Origin of the sequence: Octadecabacter dasysiphoniae, assembly GCF_021532615.1 — a bacterium.
Classification (GTDB): domain Bacteria; phylum Pseudomonadota; class Alphaproteobacteria; order Rhodobacterales; family Rhodobacteraceae; genus Octadecabacter; species Octadecabacter dasysiphoniae.
On the sequence record NZ_JAKGAQ010000001.1, the window covers coordinates 335039 to 351535 of the forward strand.

At 58.6% G+C, this 16497-nt stretch carries 21 protein-coding genes; 14 read left to right on the plus strand and 7 right to left on the minus strand.

Annotated elements, in window-relative coordinates:
• Positions 1-109: 109 nt before the first annotated feature.
• Entirely contained in the window at positions 110-562 is a 453-nt protein-coding gene (locus tag L0664_RS01580) for a methylated-DNA--[protein]-cysteine S-methyltransferase (protein ID WP_235223872.1), read from the plus strand.
• Positions 563-606: 44 nt separating this feature from the next.
• Here L0664_RS01580 and L0664_RS01585 read toward each other — a convergent pair whose 3' ends face one another.
• The 5 genes from L0664_RS01585 to fsa form a co-directional block, all read right to left on the minus strand.
• The gene (locus tag L0664_RS01585) at positions 607-1314 is read right to left on the minus strand and encodes a CDP-alcohol phosphatidyltransferase family protein (RefSeq protein WP_235223873.1); all 708 of its coding nucleotides are present in this window, start codon (positions 1312-1314) and stop codon (positions 607-609) included.
• A 41-nt stretch (positions 1315-1355) separates the two neighbouring features.
• Positions 1356-2294 carry a tyrosine recombinase XerC gene (locus L0664_RS01590; RefSeq protein WP_235223874.1) on the minus strand — a complete coding sequence of 313 codons (939 nt, stop codon included), beginning with the start codon at positions 2292-2294 and terminating at the stop codon, positions 1356-1358.
• Positions 2294-3025: a DUF484 family protein gene (locus L0664_RS01595; RefSeq protein ID WP_235223875.1), complete on the minus strand. Its 732-nt coding sequence runs from the start codon at positions 3023-3025 to the stop codon at positions 2294-2296. The genes L0664_RS01590 and L0664_RS01595 overlap by 1 nt, the downstream gene beginning before the upstream one ends.
• Positions 3026-3136: 111 nt before the next feature.
• Positions 3137-3331, minus strand: coding sequence for a hypothetical protein (locus L0664_RS01600; RefSeq protein ID WP_235223876.1), 195 nt, complete (start codon positions 3329-3331; stop codon positions 3137-3139).
• A gap of 171 nt (positions 3332-3502) precedes the next feature.
• Positions 3503-4156, minus strand: a complete 654-nt coding sequence (gene fsa, locus L0664_RS01605; RefSeq protein ID WP_235223877.1) for a fructose-6-phosphate aldolase — start codon at positions 4154-4156, stop codon at positions 3503-3505.
• 126 nt (positions 4157-4282) lie between these two features.
• Here fsa and L0664_RS01610 point away from each other — a divergent pair, with 126 nt between their 5' ends.
• Positions 4283-4912: a LysE family translocator gene (locus tag L0664_RS01610; RefSeq protein ID WP_235223878.1), complete on the plus strand. Its 630-nt coding sequence runs from the start codon at positions 4283-4285 to the stop codon at positions 4910-4912.
• Positions 4912-7104: a primosomal protein N' gene (locus tag L0664_RS01615; RefSeq protein WP_235223879.1), complete on the plus strand. Its 2193-nt coding sequence runs from the start codon at positions 4912-4914 to the stop codon at positions 7102-7104. The genes L0664_RS01610 and L0664_RS01615 overlap by 1 nt, the downstream gene beginning before the upstream one ends.
• Positions 7105-7193: 89 nt before the next feature.
• Here L0664_RS01615 and L0664_RS01620 read toward each other — a convergent pair whose 3' ends face one another.
• A complete protein-coding gene (locus L0664_RS01620; RefSeq protein WP_235223880.1) occupies positions 7194-7484 on the minus strand; it encodes a DUF6958 family protein in 291 nt (96 codons plus the stop codon).
• A gap of 76 nt (positions 7485-7560) precedes the next feature.
• On the opposite strand from L0664_RS01620, the gene L0664_RS01625 reads away from it, so the two are divergent.
• The 3 genes from L0664_RS01625 (at position 7561) to L0664_RS01635 (ending at position 10137) form a co-directional block, all read left to right on the plus strand.
• Positions 7561-8793 carry an MFS transporter gene (locus L0664_RS01625; protein ID WP_235223881.1) on the plus strand — a complete coding sequence of 411 codons (1233 nt, stop codon included), beginning with the start codon at positions 7561-7563 and terminating at the stop codon, positions 8791-8793.
• A gap of 4 nt (positions 8794-8797) precedes the next feature.
• A complete protein-coding gene (locus tag L0664_RS01630) occupies positions 8798-9670 on the plus strand; it encodes a 50S ribosomal protein L11 methyltransferase (protein WP_235223882.1) in 873 nt (290 codons plus the stop codon).
• Between the two features lie 116 nt (positions 9671-9786).
• Positions 9787-10137: a hypothetical protein gene (locus L0664_RS01635; RefSeq protein WP_235223883.1), complete on the plus strand. Its 351-nt coding sequence runs from the start codon at positions 9787-9789 to the stop codon at positions 10135-10137.
• 117 nt (positions 10138-10254) lie between these two features.
• Here L0664_RS01635 and L0664_RS01640 read toward each other — a convergent pair whose 3' ends face one another.
• Positions 10255-10452, minus strand: a complete 198-nt coding sequence (locus L0664_RS01640) for a DUF1127 domain-containing protein (protein WP_235223884.1) — start codon at positions 10450-10452, stop codon at positions 10255-10257.
• A 320-nt stretch (positions 10453-10772) separates the two neighbouring features.
• Between L0664_RS01640 and ruvC the strand changes: the two genes are divergently transcribed.
• The 8 genes from ruvC to L0664_RS01680 all read left to right on the plus strand — a co-directional run bounded on the left by ruvC (position 10773) and on the right by L0664_RS01680 (position 16442).
• Positions 10773-11270 carry a crossover junction endodeoxyribonuclease RuvC gene (gene ruvC / locus L0664_RS01645; RefSeq protein ID WP_235223885.1) on the plus strand — a complete coding sequence of 166 codons (498 nt, stop codon included), beginning with the start codon at positions 10773-10775 and terminating at the stop codon, positions 11268-11270.
• Positions 11267-11941, plus strand: a complete 675-nt coding sequence (gene ruvA, locus L0664_RS01650; RefSeq protein ID WP_235223886.1) for a Holliday junction branch migration protein RuvA — start codon at positions 11267-11269, stop codon at positions 11939-11941. Before ruvC ends, ruvA begins: the two co-directional genes overlap by 4 nt.
• Before the next feature lie 19 nt (positions 11942-11960).
• Positions 11961-12959 (plus strand): Holliday junction branch migration DNA helicase RuvB, encoded by a 999-nt coding sequence (gene ruvB / locus L0664_RS01655; RefSeq protein ID WP_235224879.1) that lies wholly within the window; start codon positions 11961-11963, stop codon positions 12957-12959.
• Between the two features lie 80 nt (positions 12960-13039).
• The gene (locus L0664_RS01660) at positions 13040-13666 is read left to right on the plus strand and encodes a hypothetical protein (protein ID WP_235223887.1); all 627 of its coding nucleotides are present in this window, start codon (positions 13040-13042) and stop codon (positions 13664-13666) included.
• Positions 13663-14052, plus strand: a complete 390-nt coding sequence (ybgC, locus tag L0664_RS01665) for a tol-pal system-associated acyl-CoA thioesterase (RefSeq protein ID WP_235223888.1) — start codon at positions 13663-13665, stop codon at positions 14050-14052. The genes L0664_RS01660 and ybgC overlap by 4 nt, the downstream gene beginning before the upstream one ends.
• Before the next feature lie 131 nt (positions 14053-14183).
• On the plus strand, positions 14184-14834 hold the full coding sequence (gene tolQ, locus L0664_RS01670) for a protein TolQ (protein WP_235224880.1): 651 nt from the start codon (positions 14184-14186) through the stop codon (positions 14832-14834).
• 3 nt (positions 14835-14837) lie between these two features.
• A complete protein-coding gene (locus tag L0664_RS01675) occupies positions 14838-15326 on the plus strand; it encodes an ExbD/TolR family protein (protein ID WP_235223889.1) in 489 nt (162 codons plus the stop codon).
• Positions 15327-15332: 6 nt separating this feature from the next.
• Positions 15333-16442 carry a cell envelope biogenesis protein TolA gene (locus L0664_RS01680; protein WP_235223890.1) on the plus strand — a complete coding sequence of 370 codons (1110 nt, stop codon included), beginning with the start codon at positions 15333-15335 and terminating at the stop codon, positions 16440-16442.
• The last annotated feature ends 55 nt before the right edge of the window (positions 16443-16497 follow it).

Here is a 16497-nt window from a genome sequence, read left to right on the forward strand (position 1 = left end):
GTAGCGCCAAAAGCCGAATGGCTTTTGGCGCGCCTCCCGCCCGCGGCACGCGCACGTGCTTTAGCACGTTTCGGATTGAAACCGTGCGAAGATGCGGTGAAGGTGGGGTATGCCCAGCCTTACCGCCCTGACCCAATTCGGCCCTTTGACCATCTATGAGGACGACGGTGCCATTGTGCGGTTGGAATGGGACGGCAACGGCGGTGATGAGACCCCTTTATTGATAGAAGCTGCGCGCCAGTTGCGGGCCTATGATGCGGGGGAACTGCACGACTTTGACCTGCCATTGCGTGTTGCGGGGTCTGATTTTCAACGCGCCGTTTGCGCGCAAATGTCGGCTATTCCATTTGGGGATACTGTCACTTACGGGGATATAGCCAAGGCATTGAACCAGTCTGCGCAGGCTGTTGGATCAGCCTGTGGCGGCAATCCTATCCCCGTGATTATCCCGTGCCACCGCGTTATGGGTGCCAAAGGTTTGACAGGGTTTTCTGGTAAGGGCGGGGTTGAAACCAAGGTCGCGCTATTGCGTCATGAGGGTGCGGGCGGGTTTTTGATTTAGCGGCGGATGCCTCCGGCGGGGATATTTGAAAACCAAAGAAACGATTATCCGTCTGGCCCGTAAATGACTTGCTGCACCGCCCCGGCGCCAAGCAGATAAATCGAGGTGACCATCAGGCCCCAAAAGACCCCGCTTGCCGGTTCGAAATTGGCCCAAGCCGCAAAGCCGGCGAACACTGTCCATGCCAATGCCATAGGAAGCGAGACGACGCGCCAGCGGTCGGTGCGCACAGGGTGGACGAATTTGACGGGAACAAACATTGTGACGGCCAAAAGCGCGACCAACAACAGACAGGCCCACCATGGCGGGCTGAGGGCGAACAGCACAAGGATCAGCATATTCCAGCATCCTGGGAAGCCGGAAAAGGAATTATCCTTTGTTTTCATGCGTGTGTCGCAGAAATACAGGGCCGATCCGAAGGTGATAACGATGATCGCGACCCAGCCGGACCAGCCATCCATCAGGCCGGATGCATACAGCGCATAGGCGGGGATGAAGACGTAGGTCAGGTAGTCGATGATCAGATCCAGAAGGTAGCCGTCAAATTGGGGCGCGTATTTTTTGACGTTGAAGTGGCGTGCCAACGGCCCGTCTATCCCGTCAACAGCGAAGGCGACGATGAGCCAGACGAACATCATCGCCCAGTCTTTCTGGATCGCTTCGAGCATGGCGAGCATCGCGAAGACGGCGCCTGTCGCCGTGAGAAAATGGACGGCGAGCGCTTTGAGCTGGTCTGGGGTCAGTTTGTTCATTCCGGTTTCATGACGCAACATCGCGCAAGGGGCAAGCGCACTTAGCCTGCGGCGCGGGGGTGGGCTGCGTCGTAGACTTCCATCAAGCGTGCGGTGTCCACGGCGGTGTAGGCCTGTGTGGTGGACAAAGATGCATGGCCCAGAAGTTCCTGAATGGACCGCAGATCACCACCGGCATTCAACAGATGGGTCGCAAAGCTGTGGCGCATCGCATGCGGGGTCGCTGTGGCGGGCAGGCCGAGTTGCATGCGCGATTGCGCCATCACCGACTGGATGGCACGCGGATAAAGAGGGCCGCCGCGCAGCCCGCGAAAAATTGGCTGACCCGGTTCAGCATCATAGGGGCAGTCGCGCAGATAGGCTGTCACGGCGGCGCGGGCGGCGGGGATGACGGGCACCAGCCGTTCTTTGCCGCCCTTACCCAGAATGCGCAGCGTGGCGGGCAGGGGCACGTCATCGCCGGTTAATCCCAAGGCTTCCGATATGCGCAAGCCGCACCCGTAAAGCAGGGTCACCACCGCCACATCACGCGCCGCGATCCATGGTTCGCGGGCTTGCAGTTCAACGGTGTCAATCATGGCGCTGGCGGCATCCACGGCCAGCGGACGGGGGAGTTTCTTTTGGAATTTAGGGGAGCGGGTGGACAAAACGGCAGTGGGTTCAAACCCTTCGCGTTCGGCCAGCCACCGATAAAACGATTTCACGGCTGATAGGCTGCGCGCCAAGGATCGCGCTGCCACGCCGCGCCCGCGTTCATGGGCCATCCAGGATCGCATATCTGTGATGGCAATTTCGGCAATCGGGCCAAGGCCCATGCTGTCGCCGTGGTGCTGGGCCATAAAGCTGAGGAACCCGAGGACGTCGGTCTGATAGGCGGCAACCGTGTTTTCCGCCGCACCCTTAAGCGCGCGCTGATGGTCCAGCCAATCGTCGAGTGCGGCGGACATGGCAGGGGATATCGTCAGCCAAGCCCCGTTCATCAGCTGAGCCAGCGGCGCATGACCCGTTCGAACACGCCAGCAAAGAACGTCAGCAGATCAGTGCCTTGTTGTGGGGTGAACTGATGCGGGTCTTCTGCGCCGAATACCAGCATGCCGGGCAAGCGCCCTGTGCCGAGATCAAGGCGCAAGCAGGCCTCTGACCGGATGTATTCGGCCTTGTCGCCAAAGATTTCGATGTCGTTTGTGCGCACCTGTCGCAAGGTGACCTGACGCGCAGAGGAGGACCGACCCTGAAGGATATAGTCATCCACGAAACCCGGTTCGGCGACCGACAGCACATCCCCCAAACGGGCGACGGCAGGATCATCGTCGGGCTTAGCGGATTCCAGCACGAGGCGGACGGCATCAACGCGTAGAATGTCGGACACCTCACCGCGCAGATCGCGCAGGAAGGGTTCAAATTGCGTCGCGTCCATCATCCGCAGAATGGCGCGGTGAATTTGGTTCGTTCCGGCAAGGTTTTCATAGGCTGCAGCGATGACATTTCGGTGCGTGTCCTCGAGCCGGTCCAGACGGGATTCAAGGCGTTCCATGGCGATGCCGCGCAGGTCGATAATATTGCCGCCGGACCCTTCGCCTTGGGTTTTTTCGTTGGCGACGACCAGCGCGCGCATGATGTCTTTGTCCTCCAACAACTTGGCGGGGTCGGATATGATTTTGTCACGGATATCTTCCGCAAGGGGATCGTTCAGGATGGGATCGCTGCTCATGCTCGTCTCGTGTTTTTATGGGTTAAGACGGGGTTTAACAGACCCAAGGCCGCGTCGCATAGGATTATTTATGATGAATCCAAAGTGTTGCAGGGCGACACTCATGTAAAATCAGCGCAAATCCAGCGCGATCTGTGGGGCAGTGGCGTAGGGGAACATGGCTTTTTCCCCAAGATCAAGCGCCGCTAGGGTGGCGGTGCGGTCGTGCGGATCGGCGGGTTCGAACCATGCGGATCCAATCCACCAGTAAACGGCCTGCGGAATGTCGCCTACTGCGGTGTTGATCACGATGACCGCGTCTACCATCTGGCCCTGTGCCAAAGTGCAATGTGCGGCGAGCCAGACGACCCCGGTATCAGATAAAATGCGATCGGGCGTCCCAAGCGCCAGTGATCCATTTTGGTCTTTGAGTTGCTGCGAACGTCGGGGACGTTCGCAGCAGATTCAGTGTTTTTGCCAGTTCGGCATCAACCGCCATCAGACGATCTTGATGTTGGCCTTTTTGGCATCTTCAAGGAACGCCGCGAGGCCTTTATCTGTCAGCACGTGGTTTGCCATGGCTTTGATGACATTTGGCGGCGCTGTGCAGACGTCGGCACCGATTTTGGCACATTCGGACATATGGTTCGCGCTGCGGATAGATGCGGCGAGGATCTGGGTGTCAAAACCGTAGTTGTCGTAAATCGTGCGGATGTCTTCGATCAGCTCGAGCCCGTCGAGGTTGATATCATCCAGACGGCCGATGAACGGGGAAATGAATGTTGCACCGGCTTTGGCGGCCAGCAGGGCCTGATTGGCGCTAAAGCACAGCGTGACGTTGACCATATTGCCTTCGCCCGACAGCACTTTGCAGGCCTTCAGGCCGTCCCATGTCAGCGGAACTTTGACGGCGATGTTGTCTGCGATCTTGGCGAGCTTGCGGCCCTCTGCGATCATTGCGTCGGCTTCTGTAGCGACGACTTCTGCGGAGACGGGGCCTTCGACCAGATCACAGATTTCTTTGGTCACTTCGAGGATATCACGGCCCGATTTTGCGATGATGGACGGGTTGGTTGTGACCCCGTCAACCATGCCAAGGTCGTTCAGTTCGGAAATGGCGGCGACGTCTGCGGTATCTACAAAGAATTTCATGGGAGGGCTCCGGCTTGAGTGAATTTGGCGAACAGATAACGCAAACAAGGCTGGTCTGGAAGGGGCGGTTGTGCGCGGCTTTGTGCGGGTGTCTAATGCGGCTTCGGGCGGGCACAGGAGATTCCCATGGACCTATCACTTTGGATGACATTTGTCGGTGCGACGGTTCTGTTGCTGATCATTCCCGGCCCTACAATTGTGCTGGTGCTGACATACGCATTGACCCAAGGCCGCCGCGTGGCGGTGGCGTCTGCGGCGGGTGTCGCGCTGGGTGATTTCATCGCGATGACCGCGTCGCTGATCGGGCTTGGCGCGCTTGTCATGGCGTCGGCCACGTTGTTTGTGGCGCTGAAATGGGTCGGGGTGGCCTATCTTGTTTGGATGGGGATTGGCATGGTCCGCAGTGCGGGTGGCACCAAGGCCATCCAGATCGAAGACGCCCCCCAGCTGAGCGCGCGTGACGTGTTTCGCAATGCTGCCGTGGTGACCGCGCTGAATCCCAAGGGCATCGTTTTCTTCATCGCCTTCGTGCCGCAGTTCATCCGGCCCGAAACGGCATTGGCGCCGCAGTTTGCAATTTTGATCGCGACGTTCGTGGGCCTCGCGACGGTGAATGTGCTGATCTATGCGCTGCTGGCGGATCGGCTGCGATCAACCATTCGCCGCCCAAGTGTTCTGGCGTGGATGACCCGCGTGGGTGGCGGTGTTCTGATCGCTATGGGCGTGTTGACGGCGACGCTGCGCAAAGCCACCTGATGGCCCAGGAGTTTTTCCATGAAGGTGATTTAGTAGGTGTCCTGACGACGCAACCGTTGGACCGCGTGCTGGATTACAAAGCGCCCGAAGGCGGCTGCCATCTGGGGGCGTTCGTTGAGGTGCCCCTTGGCCCGCGCAAAGTGCTGGGCGTGGTCTGGGGCAACGGTAAGGGTGATTGGGATTACGCCAAAGTGCGGTCGGTTATTCGCGTGCTGGACGTCGCACCCATGGCGGATGAAATGCGCCAGTTCTTGCAAAAGGCCGCCGATTATACGTTGACGCCGATGTCGGCAATGTTGCGCCTGGCAACGCGTGCGCCAGGCCTTGGTGATGCGCCATCGATGCGCAAGGTCTACCGTTTGGGGTCGGTTGAACCGGATCGAATGACCGATGCACGCCGCAAGGTTCTGGATGTTTTGCGCGAATACGGCGGGCTGGCCTTCACCCTTAAAGAAGTGGCGGACACGGCGGGGGTGACCAGTTCTGTTGTCAAAGGATTGGTCAAACTTGGCGCGGTGAGTGAGGAAGACAGCCCGCGCGATGTGCCCTATCCGCGCCTTGATCCCGAATATGGCAGTAAGGAGCTGACGCAGGATCAGCTGACAGGGGCAAAGGTCCTGCGTGAGGCCGTGCGATCCGGCGCATATGGCACCACATTGCTGAAAGGCGTCACAGGATCGGGCAAGACCGAAGTATACCTAGAGGCCGTGGCGGAATGTTTGCGTGCGGGGCGACAGGCGTTGGTGTTATTGCCCGAAATCGCGCTGACGGCGGAATTTCTGACGCGGGTCGAGGCGCGGTTTGGCATGAAACCCGCCGAATGGCACAGCGGCGTAACCATGACAGAGCGGCGCCGCTGCTGGCGCATGGTCGGGCAGGGGGATGCACAGTTGATCGTCGGGGCGCGGTCTGCGTTGTTTTTGCCCTATCGCGATCTTGGCCTGATCGTTGTCGATGAAGAACATGACACGTCCTACAAACAAGAAGACGGCGTGCTGTATAACGCCCGCGATATGACCGTGCTGCGCGCGTCATTGAATGCCGCACAGGTGGTATTGGCGAGCGCGACGCCATCTTTGGAATCTTGGGCCAACGTGGAGGCTGGTAAATACGCGCGGGTCACGCTGACGTCGCGGTACGGTGCGGCAGTGATGCCGAAAATGTCAGCGATTGATATGCGGGTAGAGGATTTGCCCGGGTCGCGCTGGGTGTCACCGACATTGCAAAAGATGGTTGAGGCAAGGCTGGAGCGCGGGGAACAATCGCTGCTGTTCCTGAACCGCCGCGGCTATGCGCCTGTTACGATTTGCCGTGCATGTGGGCATCAGATTGGCTGCGATGATTGCGATGCGACCATGGTAGAGCATCGGTTCCTGAAACGTCTGATGTGCCATCAATGCGGGGAAACAAAGCCGATGCCGACAGTCTGCCCAAGCTGTGAGGCAGAGGACCGGTTGGCCCCTGTTGGCCCCGGTGTTGAACGCATGGCCGAAGAAGCGCAGGCGTTGTTTCCGGATGCGAAGGTCGCGACGCTGTCATCTGACCTGTATGGGTCGGCGCGCGCGCTAAAGGAGCATATTGAGTCTATCGCGCGCGGTGAGGCGGATGTGATCGTGGGCACGCAACTGGTTGCCAAGGGGCATAATTTCCCCAAACTGACGCTGGTGGGCGTGATTGATGCCGACCTTGGCCTGCAAGGGTCTGATTTACGCGCCGCCGAACGTACGTTTCAGTTGATGCGGCAGGTTGCGGGCCGCGCCGGGCGGGCGGAAACCCCGGGTGAGGCCGTACTGCAGACGTTCCAGCCCGAACACCCCGTCATCCGCGCGATTTTGGGCGGTGATGAGGAGGCGTTCTGGGCCGCTGAAGCAGGAGAGCGGCGCGCGGCGGGGGTGCCACCCTACGGGCGCATGGCGGGGATCGTTCTATCATCGCCCAACGTCCAAGAGGTCTTTGATCTGGGTACAGAAATGGCGCGCAACGACGCACCCTTGCGCAAGATCGGTGCGCAGGTTTACGGACCAGCCCCCGCCCCAATCGCGCGGATACGCGGACGGCACCGGGTGCGGTTGTTGGTGAAGGCCGAAAAATCCGCACCGTTGCAGGCCGCACTCGCGGCGTGGGCAGCGCAGTTCAAGCTGCGCGGTGAGTTGCGCATGGCCATCGATATTGATCCGCAGAGTTTTTATTAGGATCGAATGGGCAAAGCCCATCCGACCAAGATGGGGCGCTGCCCCGCCTGCGGCCCCCCGGGATATTTTTGAACCAAAGAAAACGAAGGTTAGGTCAGGAAAAATCGGAGGGGTTTTGTGGCCGAACGGGTGATGATGCCTTTGGCCTCAAGGTCTAGTTGGACGCATTTTTGCCACCAGCCCGCGGTCGCCCCTGCAGGAAACAGGGTTTCTGGCAAATGGGGCAGCGTTGCCGCTTTGATGTCTTTGGCGGTGTCGCCGGGGGCTGTGTGTGGCATGACCCGCACCATAGCGTCGCGCATGGCGTTATATTTGGCGGTGTCGACGCGGGTTGTGATGCCGAGTGTGTTGATGTTTTGGACTTCGGTTTTGTCGGACATGAGGAACCCTCCTGATGGGATCTTGCCGCATAAATGCGGGTTCGACAAATCGGGGTGGCGGGCGTAGGACAAGGCCATGCAAACTGTTCGCCTTTCTGATGCACATGCGCTGCCGCTTTGGCGCCGCCCCGTGACGCTGCTGTTTTTGATGGCGGCGGCGATGCCGATTGCGTTTTCGACATGGTCTGCGTTGCTTAATAACTTCGTGATCGAGGTTGCTGATTTTGATGGGTCCGACATTGGCTGGCTTCATACGGTCCGCGAAATTCCAGGGTTTTTCGCCGTTGGCGTGATCGTGCTGCTGATGATGTTTCGCGAACAGGTGTTGGGTTTGGTGGCGCTTGTGATGTTAGGGGTCGCCACCGCGATCACCGCGCAGTTTCCGTCTATGGGCGGGATTTTGACCGTTACCATGCTGAGTTCGATCGGGTTCCATTACTATGAAACCGTGAACCAGAGCCTACAATTGCAATGGATCGACAAAGCACGCGCCCCCCAAACGCTGGGCTGGATTATTGCCGCCGGATCAGGGGCAACATTTTTAGCCTATGTGTTGATTGTTCTAACGTGGGAGGCGCTGGGGCTGTCTTATTCCATTGTCTATTGGTTGTCGGGCGGGCTGACGGCGGCGATTGGTATGTTCTGTTTGATGGCCTATCCGCAATTTGAAGGGGCGGAACCACAACGCCGCGAATTCGTGCTGCGCAAACGCTATTGGTTGTATTACGCACTGCAATTTATGTCCGGCGCGCGGCGTCAGATTTTCGTCGTGTTTGCCGGGTTCATGATGGTCGAAAAGTTCGGCTTTGCGGTGCATGAGATCACATCGCTGTTTTTGATCACGCTGGTGGCGAATATGGTGTCTGCGCCGCTGGTCGGCAAAGCGGTATCTGTGTTCGGGGAACGCAATGCGTTGGTGTTTGAATATGTCGGGCTTGCGGTGATCTTTTTCTTATACGGCGGTCTGTATTATTTCGGCTGGGGTGTGGCGCTGGCCGCGGCGCTGTATATTTTCAACCACATCTTTTTCAGCCTTGCGCTGGCGCTGAAGACGTATTTCCAAAAGATCGCGGATCCACGTGACATCGCCCCCACGGCGGCCGTGGCGTTTACGATCAACCATATTGCGGCGGTGTTTTTGCCCGCTTTGCTGGGATATCTGTGGCTGACATCGCCGGGGTCGGTGTTTTTGGCGGCGGCGGGTATGGCGATTGTATCGTTGATGTTAAGCCTGTTGATCCCGCGCCATCCTGTTAAAGGCAACGAGACCATTTTCGCGCGGCCTTTGGCTGCCAAACCTGCGGAGTAAGCAGATGACGACCTATACCGCTTTGACCACTATGATGGGTAAACCCGCCGCTGACGCCGTAAGCGAAGCGATGGAGAACATGGAGCCCGCACCCACTGGTGTCGGCGTGTTCGAAGTCGAAGACGACAGCGGATTGTGGGAGGTCGGCGGGTATTTTGAGGGTGCGCCTGACGAGGTCGCGTTGGCGTTGTTGGCCGCGACGTTCGGGGCCAAACCCTTTGTCGTGAGCGAGGTGCCGGAGACCGACTGGGTCGCCCACGTGAAACGCGAATTGCCACCCGTCGAAGCGGGGCGGTTCTTTGTTTATGGCACCCATGACGCTGACGCCTTGCCCGATGGCCGTGTTGGCCTGCTGATCGATGCGGCCATGGCATTTGGCACCGGACACCACGGCACCACCTTGGGCTGCCTAAAGGCCTATGACCGCCTGTTGGGCGAAGACATGGCATTTGGCGATGTGGCCGATATCGGGTGCGGTACGGCCGTTCTGGCCATGGCGGCGGCCAAGACGGGCAGTGCGCAGGTAATTGCATCCGACATTGATCAAGTGGCCGTCGACGTCGCCGAAGCCAACCTAAGCGCAAATGACATGAGCGGCGCCGTGACCTGCGTTGCGGCGGCTGGATTTGACGAACCACGGTTAACAAACGCGGCACCGTTTGATTTGATCTTTGCAAACATCCTTAAGGGGCCGCTGATCATGTTGGCGCCGGATATGGCGAAACACGTCAAATCGGGGGGGATCGTGATTCTTTCCGGGCTTTTGAACGAACAGGCGGACGAGATTATCGCCGTTTATGCACAAAACGGGTTCAATCTTTTGCATCATGATATGATTGTTGACTGGTCCACGTTAACCTTACGTCAAGAAACATAGTTAAACCGCATTTATTGGCGTTTTGGCCTGTATTTTAAGGGTTTGCCACATTTCCGCCGTAATTGGAGGGGAAATTAAAGGCGTTCGGTGGGGGCCGAGTATGTAAGGCTGCCAAAATGACGATTGATGCTTCCCTCGATAAGCGACTGAACAAAGTAGTGCGCAACCACGAACGGATGCGCCGCAATGGCGTGGTTCACCGCGTAGGGCGCGACGGGCTTATCCGGTCGCGGGCCCGACTGATCCGCCCTCGTTTTCCGATCAAAGGTGTGTTGCTGATCGCGGCGCTGTTCTTGGCGTTCAAAGCGCTGTTGTTCGCACAAATGGGGTCGGGCAATTACGCGTCACAGGTTGATGCGTTGCGCGCGGGATCGGTGCTTGAACAGGCGGGTGCAGTTTTGATGCAAGAAGATCCAGTGACCGTGGCTGTTGGCGGCTACCTCAAGCAGTTTTTCTTTCTGCGCTAGGCCTCTGGCGCGGATTGAACGTTCATCCTCAGGACATGAAAAAGGCCGCATCTGATCCCAGATGCGGCCTTATTTTATTGGTCTGTGGTGCCGACAGACCCCGCAGCGGCAGATGCCTTAGCGGATGAGATTGCCTTTGGCGATGTTTTCGATGTCACCGCGCACGAGGCCGATGTCGTCCAGTTCACGTACGGACAGACGGTTCAGCGAATTGCGGGTCATGCGAGCGTCATTCCAAGCGGCAAATGCGCCGAAAACAGAAGACAAAGAAAAACCGGATTTGACGGTTGTGGTGCGAAAATCGATGGCGGCCATTGGGAGGTCTCCTGAATGTTGTGGGCGAATGCCGGTTGGTGTGTAGCGTTGTTCTAAGGGGCAGATAGGATGGGTTATCCGATCCCACCAGTGACATTTACGCATGTGTGATATGCGAATGCTGCATGGCAGCATTTAGGGTTAATAGTATGTTATTGTTATTCTTATTCCGCCTAAGAAAACGTCGCCCATAGGCGTTGGGGTGACGTATTCAGACCGCGAAAGGGGCGCTTTTGTGTCCTGTCGTAAGGGAAGGGGCTAGGCGGGTGTTCGCCTTTTGTGCTAACGGTGCATTAACGAATAACAAAAAGAGGGCGGATATGCGGGTTTTGGGCATCGATCCCGGGTTGGTGAACATGGGTTGGGGCGTGATTTCGGTGAACGGATCACGGCTGAGTCACGTGGCCAACGGTGTATGCAAGTCCGGAACGGGCGCTTTGGCCGATCGTTTGTTGGCGCTGCATATTCAGTTGAGCGAGATCTTAGCGACCTACCAGCCGGACACCGCAGCGGTTGAGCAGACATTTGTGAATTCCAACGGTGCCGCGACGCTAAAGCTGGGGCAGGCACGCGGCATTGCGATGCTGGTGCCCGCGCAAGCGGGGCTGGTCGTCGGCGAATACGCCCCCAACGCCGTTAAAAAGGCGGTTGTCGGTGTGGGCCATGCAGATAAAGCGCAGATCGCGCATATGGTGAAATTGCAATTGCCGGGGGTTGAACTGGCTGGGCCGGACGCGGCGGATGCGTTGGCGATTGCGATTTGTCATGCCCATCACGCGCAAACGGCCCGTAAGGTTTCAGTGGGGATGTCGGCATGATCGGGCGGATTGCTGGACGGCTGGAATACCGCGCGGCGGATCATGTTTTGATCGACGTCAAAGGCGTTGGATATATCGTCTTTGTTAGTGATCGTGTGATGGCGACGTTGCCGGGCAACGGAGAGGCGGTTGCCCTTTATACCGACCTGTTGGTGCGCGAAGACCTGTTGCAGTTGTTTGGATTCACCACGTTGGTTGAAAAGGAATGGCACCGTTTGTTGATGTCTGTTCAGGGCATCGGCGCAAAAGCATCCATGGCGATTTTGGGCACTTTGGGCGCGGACGGCGTGAGCCGGTCTATCGCGCTGGGCGATTGGGCGGCGGTGGCGACGGCCAAGGGTGTTGGGCCAAAAACGGCGAAAAAGGTGATTTTGGACCTGAAAGACAAAGCGCACGGCGTGATGGCGATGGCCGGAACAGGGGTAAGTGCTGCGCCTGCGGCGGGCGGGGCGGCATCTGCCTCCGCTGACGCGGACCCAGATGCCGTGTTGGAACCGTTCGTTGCGAGCGACGGGGCGGCGCAGTCAGAGGCGCTGTCGGCGTTGGGCAATCTGGGTTACAGCCCGTCTGATGCGGCCAGTGCTGTGGCGCAGGCTGCGGGCGAAAATGCCGGAGCGGATGTGGCAACACTGATCCGCGCCGCGCTAAAGCTGCTGGCACCGAAGGGATAACGCCGTGTCTGACACATCCATGCAGCCGGAACGGCAAGCGGAAGACAACGACCGTGCATTGCGCCCACAGGTTCTGGATGAATTTATCGGGCAGGCGGACGCGCGGGCCAATCTGAAGGTGTTTATCGAAAGCGCGAAGCGGCGCGGTGAGGCGATGGACCACACGCTGTTTCATGGTCCGCCCGGTTTGGGCAAGACGACGCTGGCGCAAATCATGGCGCGCGAGCTTGGTGTCGGGTTTCGCATGACGTCTGGCCCTGTGCTGGCCAAGGCGGGTGATTTGGCTGCGATCCTGACGAACCTTGAGGCGCGCGATGTGTTGTTTATCGATGAGATTCATCGGCTTAATCCAGCCGTTGAGGAAGTCTTGTACCCCGCGCTTGAGGATTTCGAGCTTGATCTGGTGATTGGCGAAGGTCCTGCTGCGCGCACGGTTCGGATTGAATTGCAGCCCTTCACCCTGATCGGGGCGACGACGCGCATGGGGCTTTTGACCACGCCATTGCGGGATCGTTTCGGCATTCCGACGCGGCTGGAATTTTATAACACAGCCGAGTTGCACCAGATCGTCACCCGCGGTGCGCGGCTGATGGGTGCCCCTGCGACAGAAAACGGCGCCCAAGAGATCGCGAAACGGGCGCGAGGCACCCCGCGCATTGCCGGGCGTTTGCTGCGCCGTGTCGTGGATTTCGCGATTGTGGAGGGTGACGGGACGGTCACACAAGAAATTGCGGATCGTGCGTTAACCCGGTTGGGCGTGGATGATTTGGGGCTGGATGGTGCGGATCGTCGGTATCTGAAGCTCATCGCCGAAAACTATCAGGGCGGGCCTGTCGGGATTGAAACGCTGTCTGCGGCGCTGTCTGAAAGCCGCGATGCGCTGGAAGAAGTGATTGAACCCTATTTGCTGCAACAAGGATTGATCCAGCGTACGCCGCGCGGGCGGATGTTGGCGCAAAAGGCCTGGACGCATCTGGGGATGGCGCCACCCCAAAAGCCCAGTGATCTGTTTGACTGACACAGGCCCTGCGGGGCGAGTTTTTTGGCCTAGATGAAGCAGGGGGTTGAGCCTGCCTCTAGGGGCGGTATCAAGGTTGTATGATGGATGTGACTCAGATCGAACCGCTTTTTACCCGTGCTGATGGTACTTACCTGTGTGCCCGTTGGGGCCGCCCGATTGTGCCTGTGGTGTTTGGTGTTGAGGATGACGCCATTGGTGTTTTGAAAGGCGCATTCGAGGCGGTTTGCGCGTTGGCGGGCCACCAGATGGATGAGTTGGACGCGGAACTGGGTGTCAACGTCATGATGTTGTTTTGCCGCGATTGGGATGAGCTGGTGGGGGTGCCCGATCTGGACCGCCTCGTGCCTGAATTGGGTGATCTGGTGGGCCGTTTGATCAAGGCGGATGCCAACCAGTACCGGATATTCAGGTTTGATGATGCGGGGGCCATTCAGGCGTGTTTCATTTTTCTGCGGATGGACGAAAACTTGGCTGCCGTGCCGGCTGAGACGTTGGCACTGTCCCAAGCCGTGCAATCCATTGTGCTGTGGTCAGATGTCGCGTTTAGCGATGCGTCGCCTTTGGCGTTGATTGACGGCAATGCCGTGCTGCGTCCTGACATCGCGGGTGTGATCCGCGCGGTGTATGATCCGGTTATGCCAGCTGTTGCGCACGACAGCAGCCATGCCTTGCGGCTGGCAGCGCGGATCGGGGCGTTGCAATGACCCATCGGTTGCCGCTTCGGATATATTACGAAGACACCGACCTTGCCGGGATTGTGTATTACGCCAATTACCTGAAATTCATTGAACGTGGCCGCAGTGAATGGGTGCGCGAGATGGGTATCGATCAGGCGGCGATGAAACGCGATGAGGGCGTTGTGTTTGCCGTGCGCCGTGTTGAGGCCGATTATCACAGCCCGGCAAAATACGATGATGAGGTCGTCGTGACGACACAAGTTGAGGCCGTGACGGGCGCGCGGTTGATCGTGAAGCAAACAGTTGAACGGGATGGCGACGTTTTGTTCAGCGCGCTTGTGACGATTGTCGCGATCAACGAGGCCGGTGCGCCTGCGCGGCTTCCGGCGGCTTTTCGCCGAAATTTGCACTGATATCTGCGCCTGAACGCCTGAGCGCGCGCGTTTTGTTGGCAATCCTCGCCAAGCTGGGATACATCTGTCCTCAATCAGAGGTCAAAATGGCCCGATAAAGCAGAGCAGGCGTTATGGAACCAAATTTTACGATGTGGGGAATGTTTGCCCACGCAACGATTGCCGTACAGATTGTCATGATCGTATTGGTGGTCGCGTCCGTGTGGTGTTGGGCTGTGATCGTGGACAAATGGATGCAGTATCGCCGTGCGCGCGCAGAAGCGCGGGTGTTTGACGAGGCGTTCTGGTCTGGCAATCCGCTGGATGAACTGTTTGACAAAATCGGCGCATCCCCCAAGGGCCAGTCTGAAAAGATTTTCGCGTCCGGCATGTTGGAATGGCGCAGATCGCACCGTCAGGATGGCGGGCTGATCGCGGGGGCCACCAGCCGGATTGATCGCAACATGGATGTGGCGATTGCCAAAGAAACCGAGAATTTGCAGCGCGGTTTGACTGTTCTGGCCACGGTTGGATCATCAGCGCCGTTCATTGGCCTGTTTGGTACGGTGATCGGTATCATGAACGCGTTTATTGAAATCGCCGAACAGCAGAACACGAACCTTGCCGTTGTGGCGCCGGGCATCGCCGAGGCTTTGTTGGCCACGGGGTTGGGCCTGTTCGCGGCTATTCCCGCCGTTATCTATTACAATAAACTGAGCGCGGATGCGGACCGGATCATTTCGGGGTACGAAGCATTTGCAGACGAATTTGCCACCATTCTTAGCCGCCAGTTGGATTCCTAAGCCATGGGTGGCGGTGTCATGAAGCAGGCGGACGGGGGCGGGCGACGCGCGCGCCGTCGGGGTCGCCGATCCATGCCGATGAGCGAGATTAACGTCACGCCGTTTGTTGATGTCATGTTGGTGTTGTTGATCATCTTTATGGTCGCAGCCCCGTTGTTGACTGTTGGTGTTCCCGTTCAATTGCCTGAAACGGCGGCCAATGCGTTGCCGACGGATGATGAAGAACCGCTTACGGTGACGCTGACCGCTGAGGGTGAGATTATGATCCAGGAGACGGTCGTCGCCGCGTCTGATCTGATCCCGCGCTTGCAAGGCATTGCGGCGGAACGCGACGGGGACCGGATTTTCCTGCGCGCGGATGGTGTGAACGAATGGAACGCTGTGGCGCAGGTCATGGGTGCGCTGAATGCGGCGGGCTTCAACAATATTGGTCTGGTGACGGACATTGGTGGTCCGACCCTTGATGGGGCAGCGGACGGATCAGACGGGTAATCACGCATGAGCGTTGGCACCTATCTTTCAGGCACAGGACACGCGGCACTGGTCGTGTGGATGATTGCGGGTTGGGGCATGTCCGCCGACCCGTTGCCGTTTGAGGTGACAGAAGTATCTGTTGTGTCCGGCGCGGAATTTGCGGCGCTGACCCAAGGGGTGCAGCCGGACCTTCCGGCGGGCGACCCTGTTGAGATTGAACCACCCGTGATTGATGAAACGCCCCCCGCGCCGATCATCGAAACACCGCCAGAGGTCACAGAAACGCCGCCACCTGTACCGGCCCCTGCCGTGGAAACACCGCCAGAGGCACCCGATCTGAGTGTGCCCGAAACGATCGTCACCGATACGCCGCCGGATGTGCCTGACACGCCAACGATTGTGGCTCCGCCGCCCTCGGCCGAGGTTGGCAGCAGCACGCGGCCCGTGCCGCGCCCTGCGCTGCGTGTGGCCCCCGAAATTATAGCGCCTCCGCCGCCAGATGCGACCGTCGCGCCCGAAGTGGCAGAGGCGGCAACGGATCAGAGCGACGTGCCAGCGGACGAAGACGTGCCGGTGACCGAGGAAACCACGGCGCCCGAAGCTGCGGCAGACCAGATTGTCACCGAAGCCGAAGAACCCGCCTTTGCGCCGGAAGTGTCCAGTCGTCCACAAACGCGGCCCCAACGTGCTGCGGTGGCAGAAACGCCGACCGAAGATGCGGTTGATCCTGTGGCCGCCGCCTTGGCTGCGGCGGGTGCTGTTGAAACGCCAACACCAACGCCGAGCCCCGCAAAGGGCCTGTCCGGCGGGCAGTTGTCGGACGGGGATAAGGCCGGATTTTTGCGCCAGATCGGAACCTGTTGGAACACCGGGACGTTGTCCACGGGCGCACAGAACACGATCATCGATATGGTGTTTGATATGACGCCGGATGGACGCCCCGTATCAGCCTCTGTGCGTTTGGATGGATTTTCTGGGGGATCAGCGGCGGATGCCGATGCCGCATTCCAGACTGCGCGGCGCGCATTGCTGCGCTGTTCGGGCGATAGCGGCTACGATTTACCCCGTGATCAATACGATCAATGGGCCCGCGTTATTCTAACGGTTGACCCAACGGCGATGCGCCAAAGATGACAGATATTTTCCGCAGTGATCCGCCGAAGCGAAAACTCCCCGTTGAAAAGAGGGA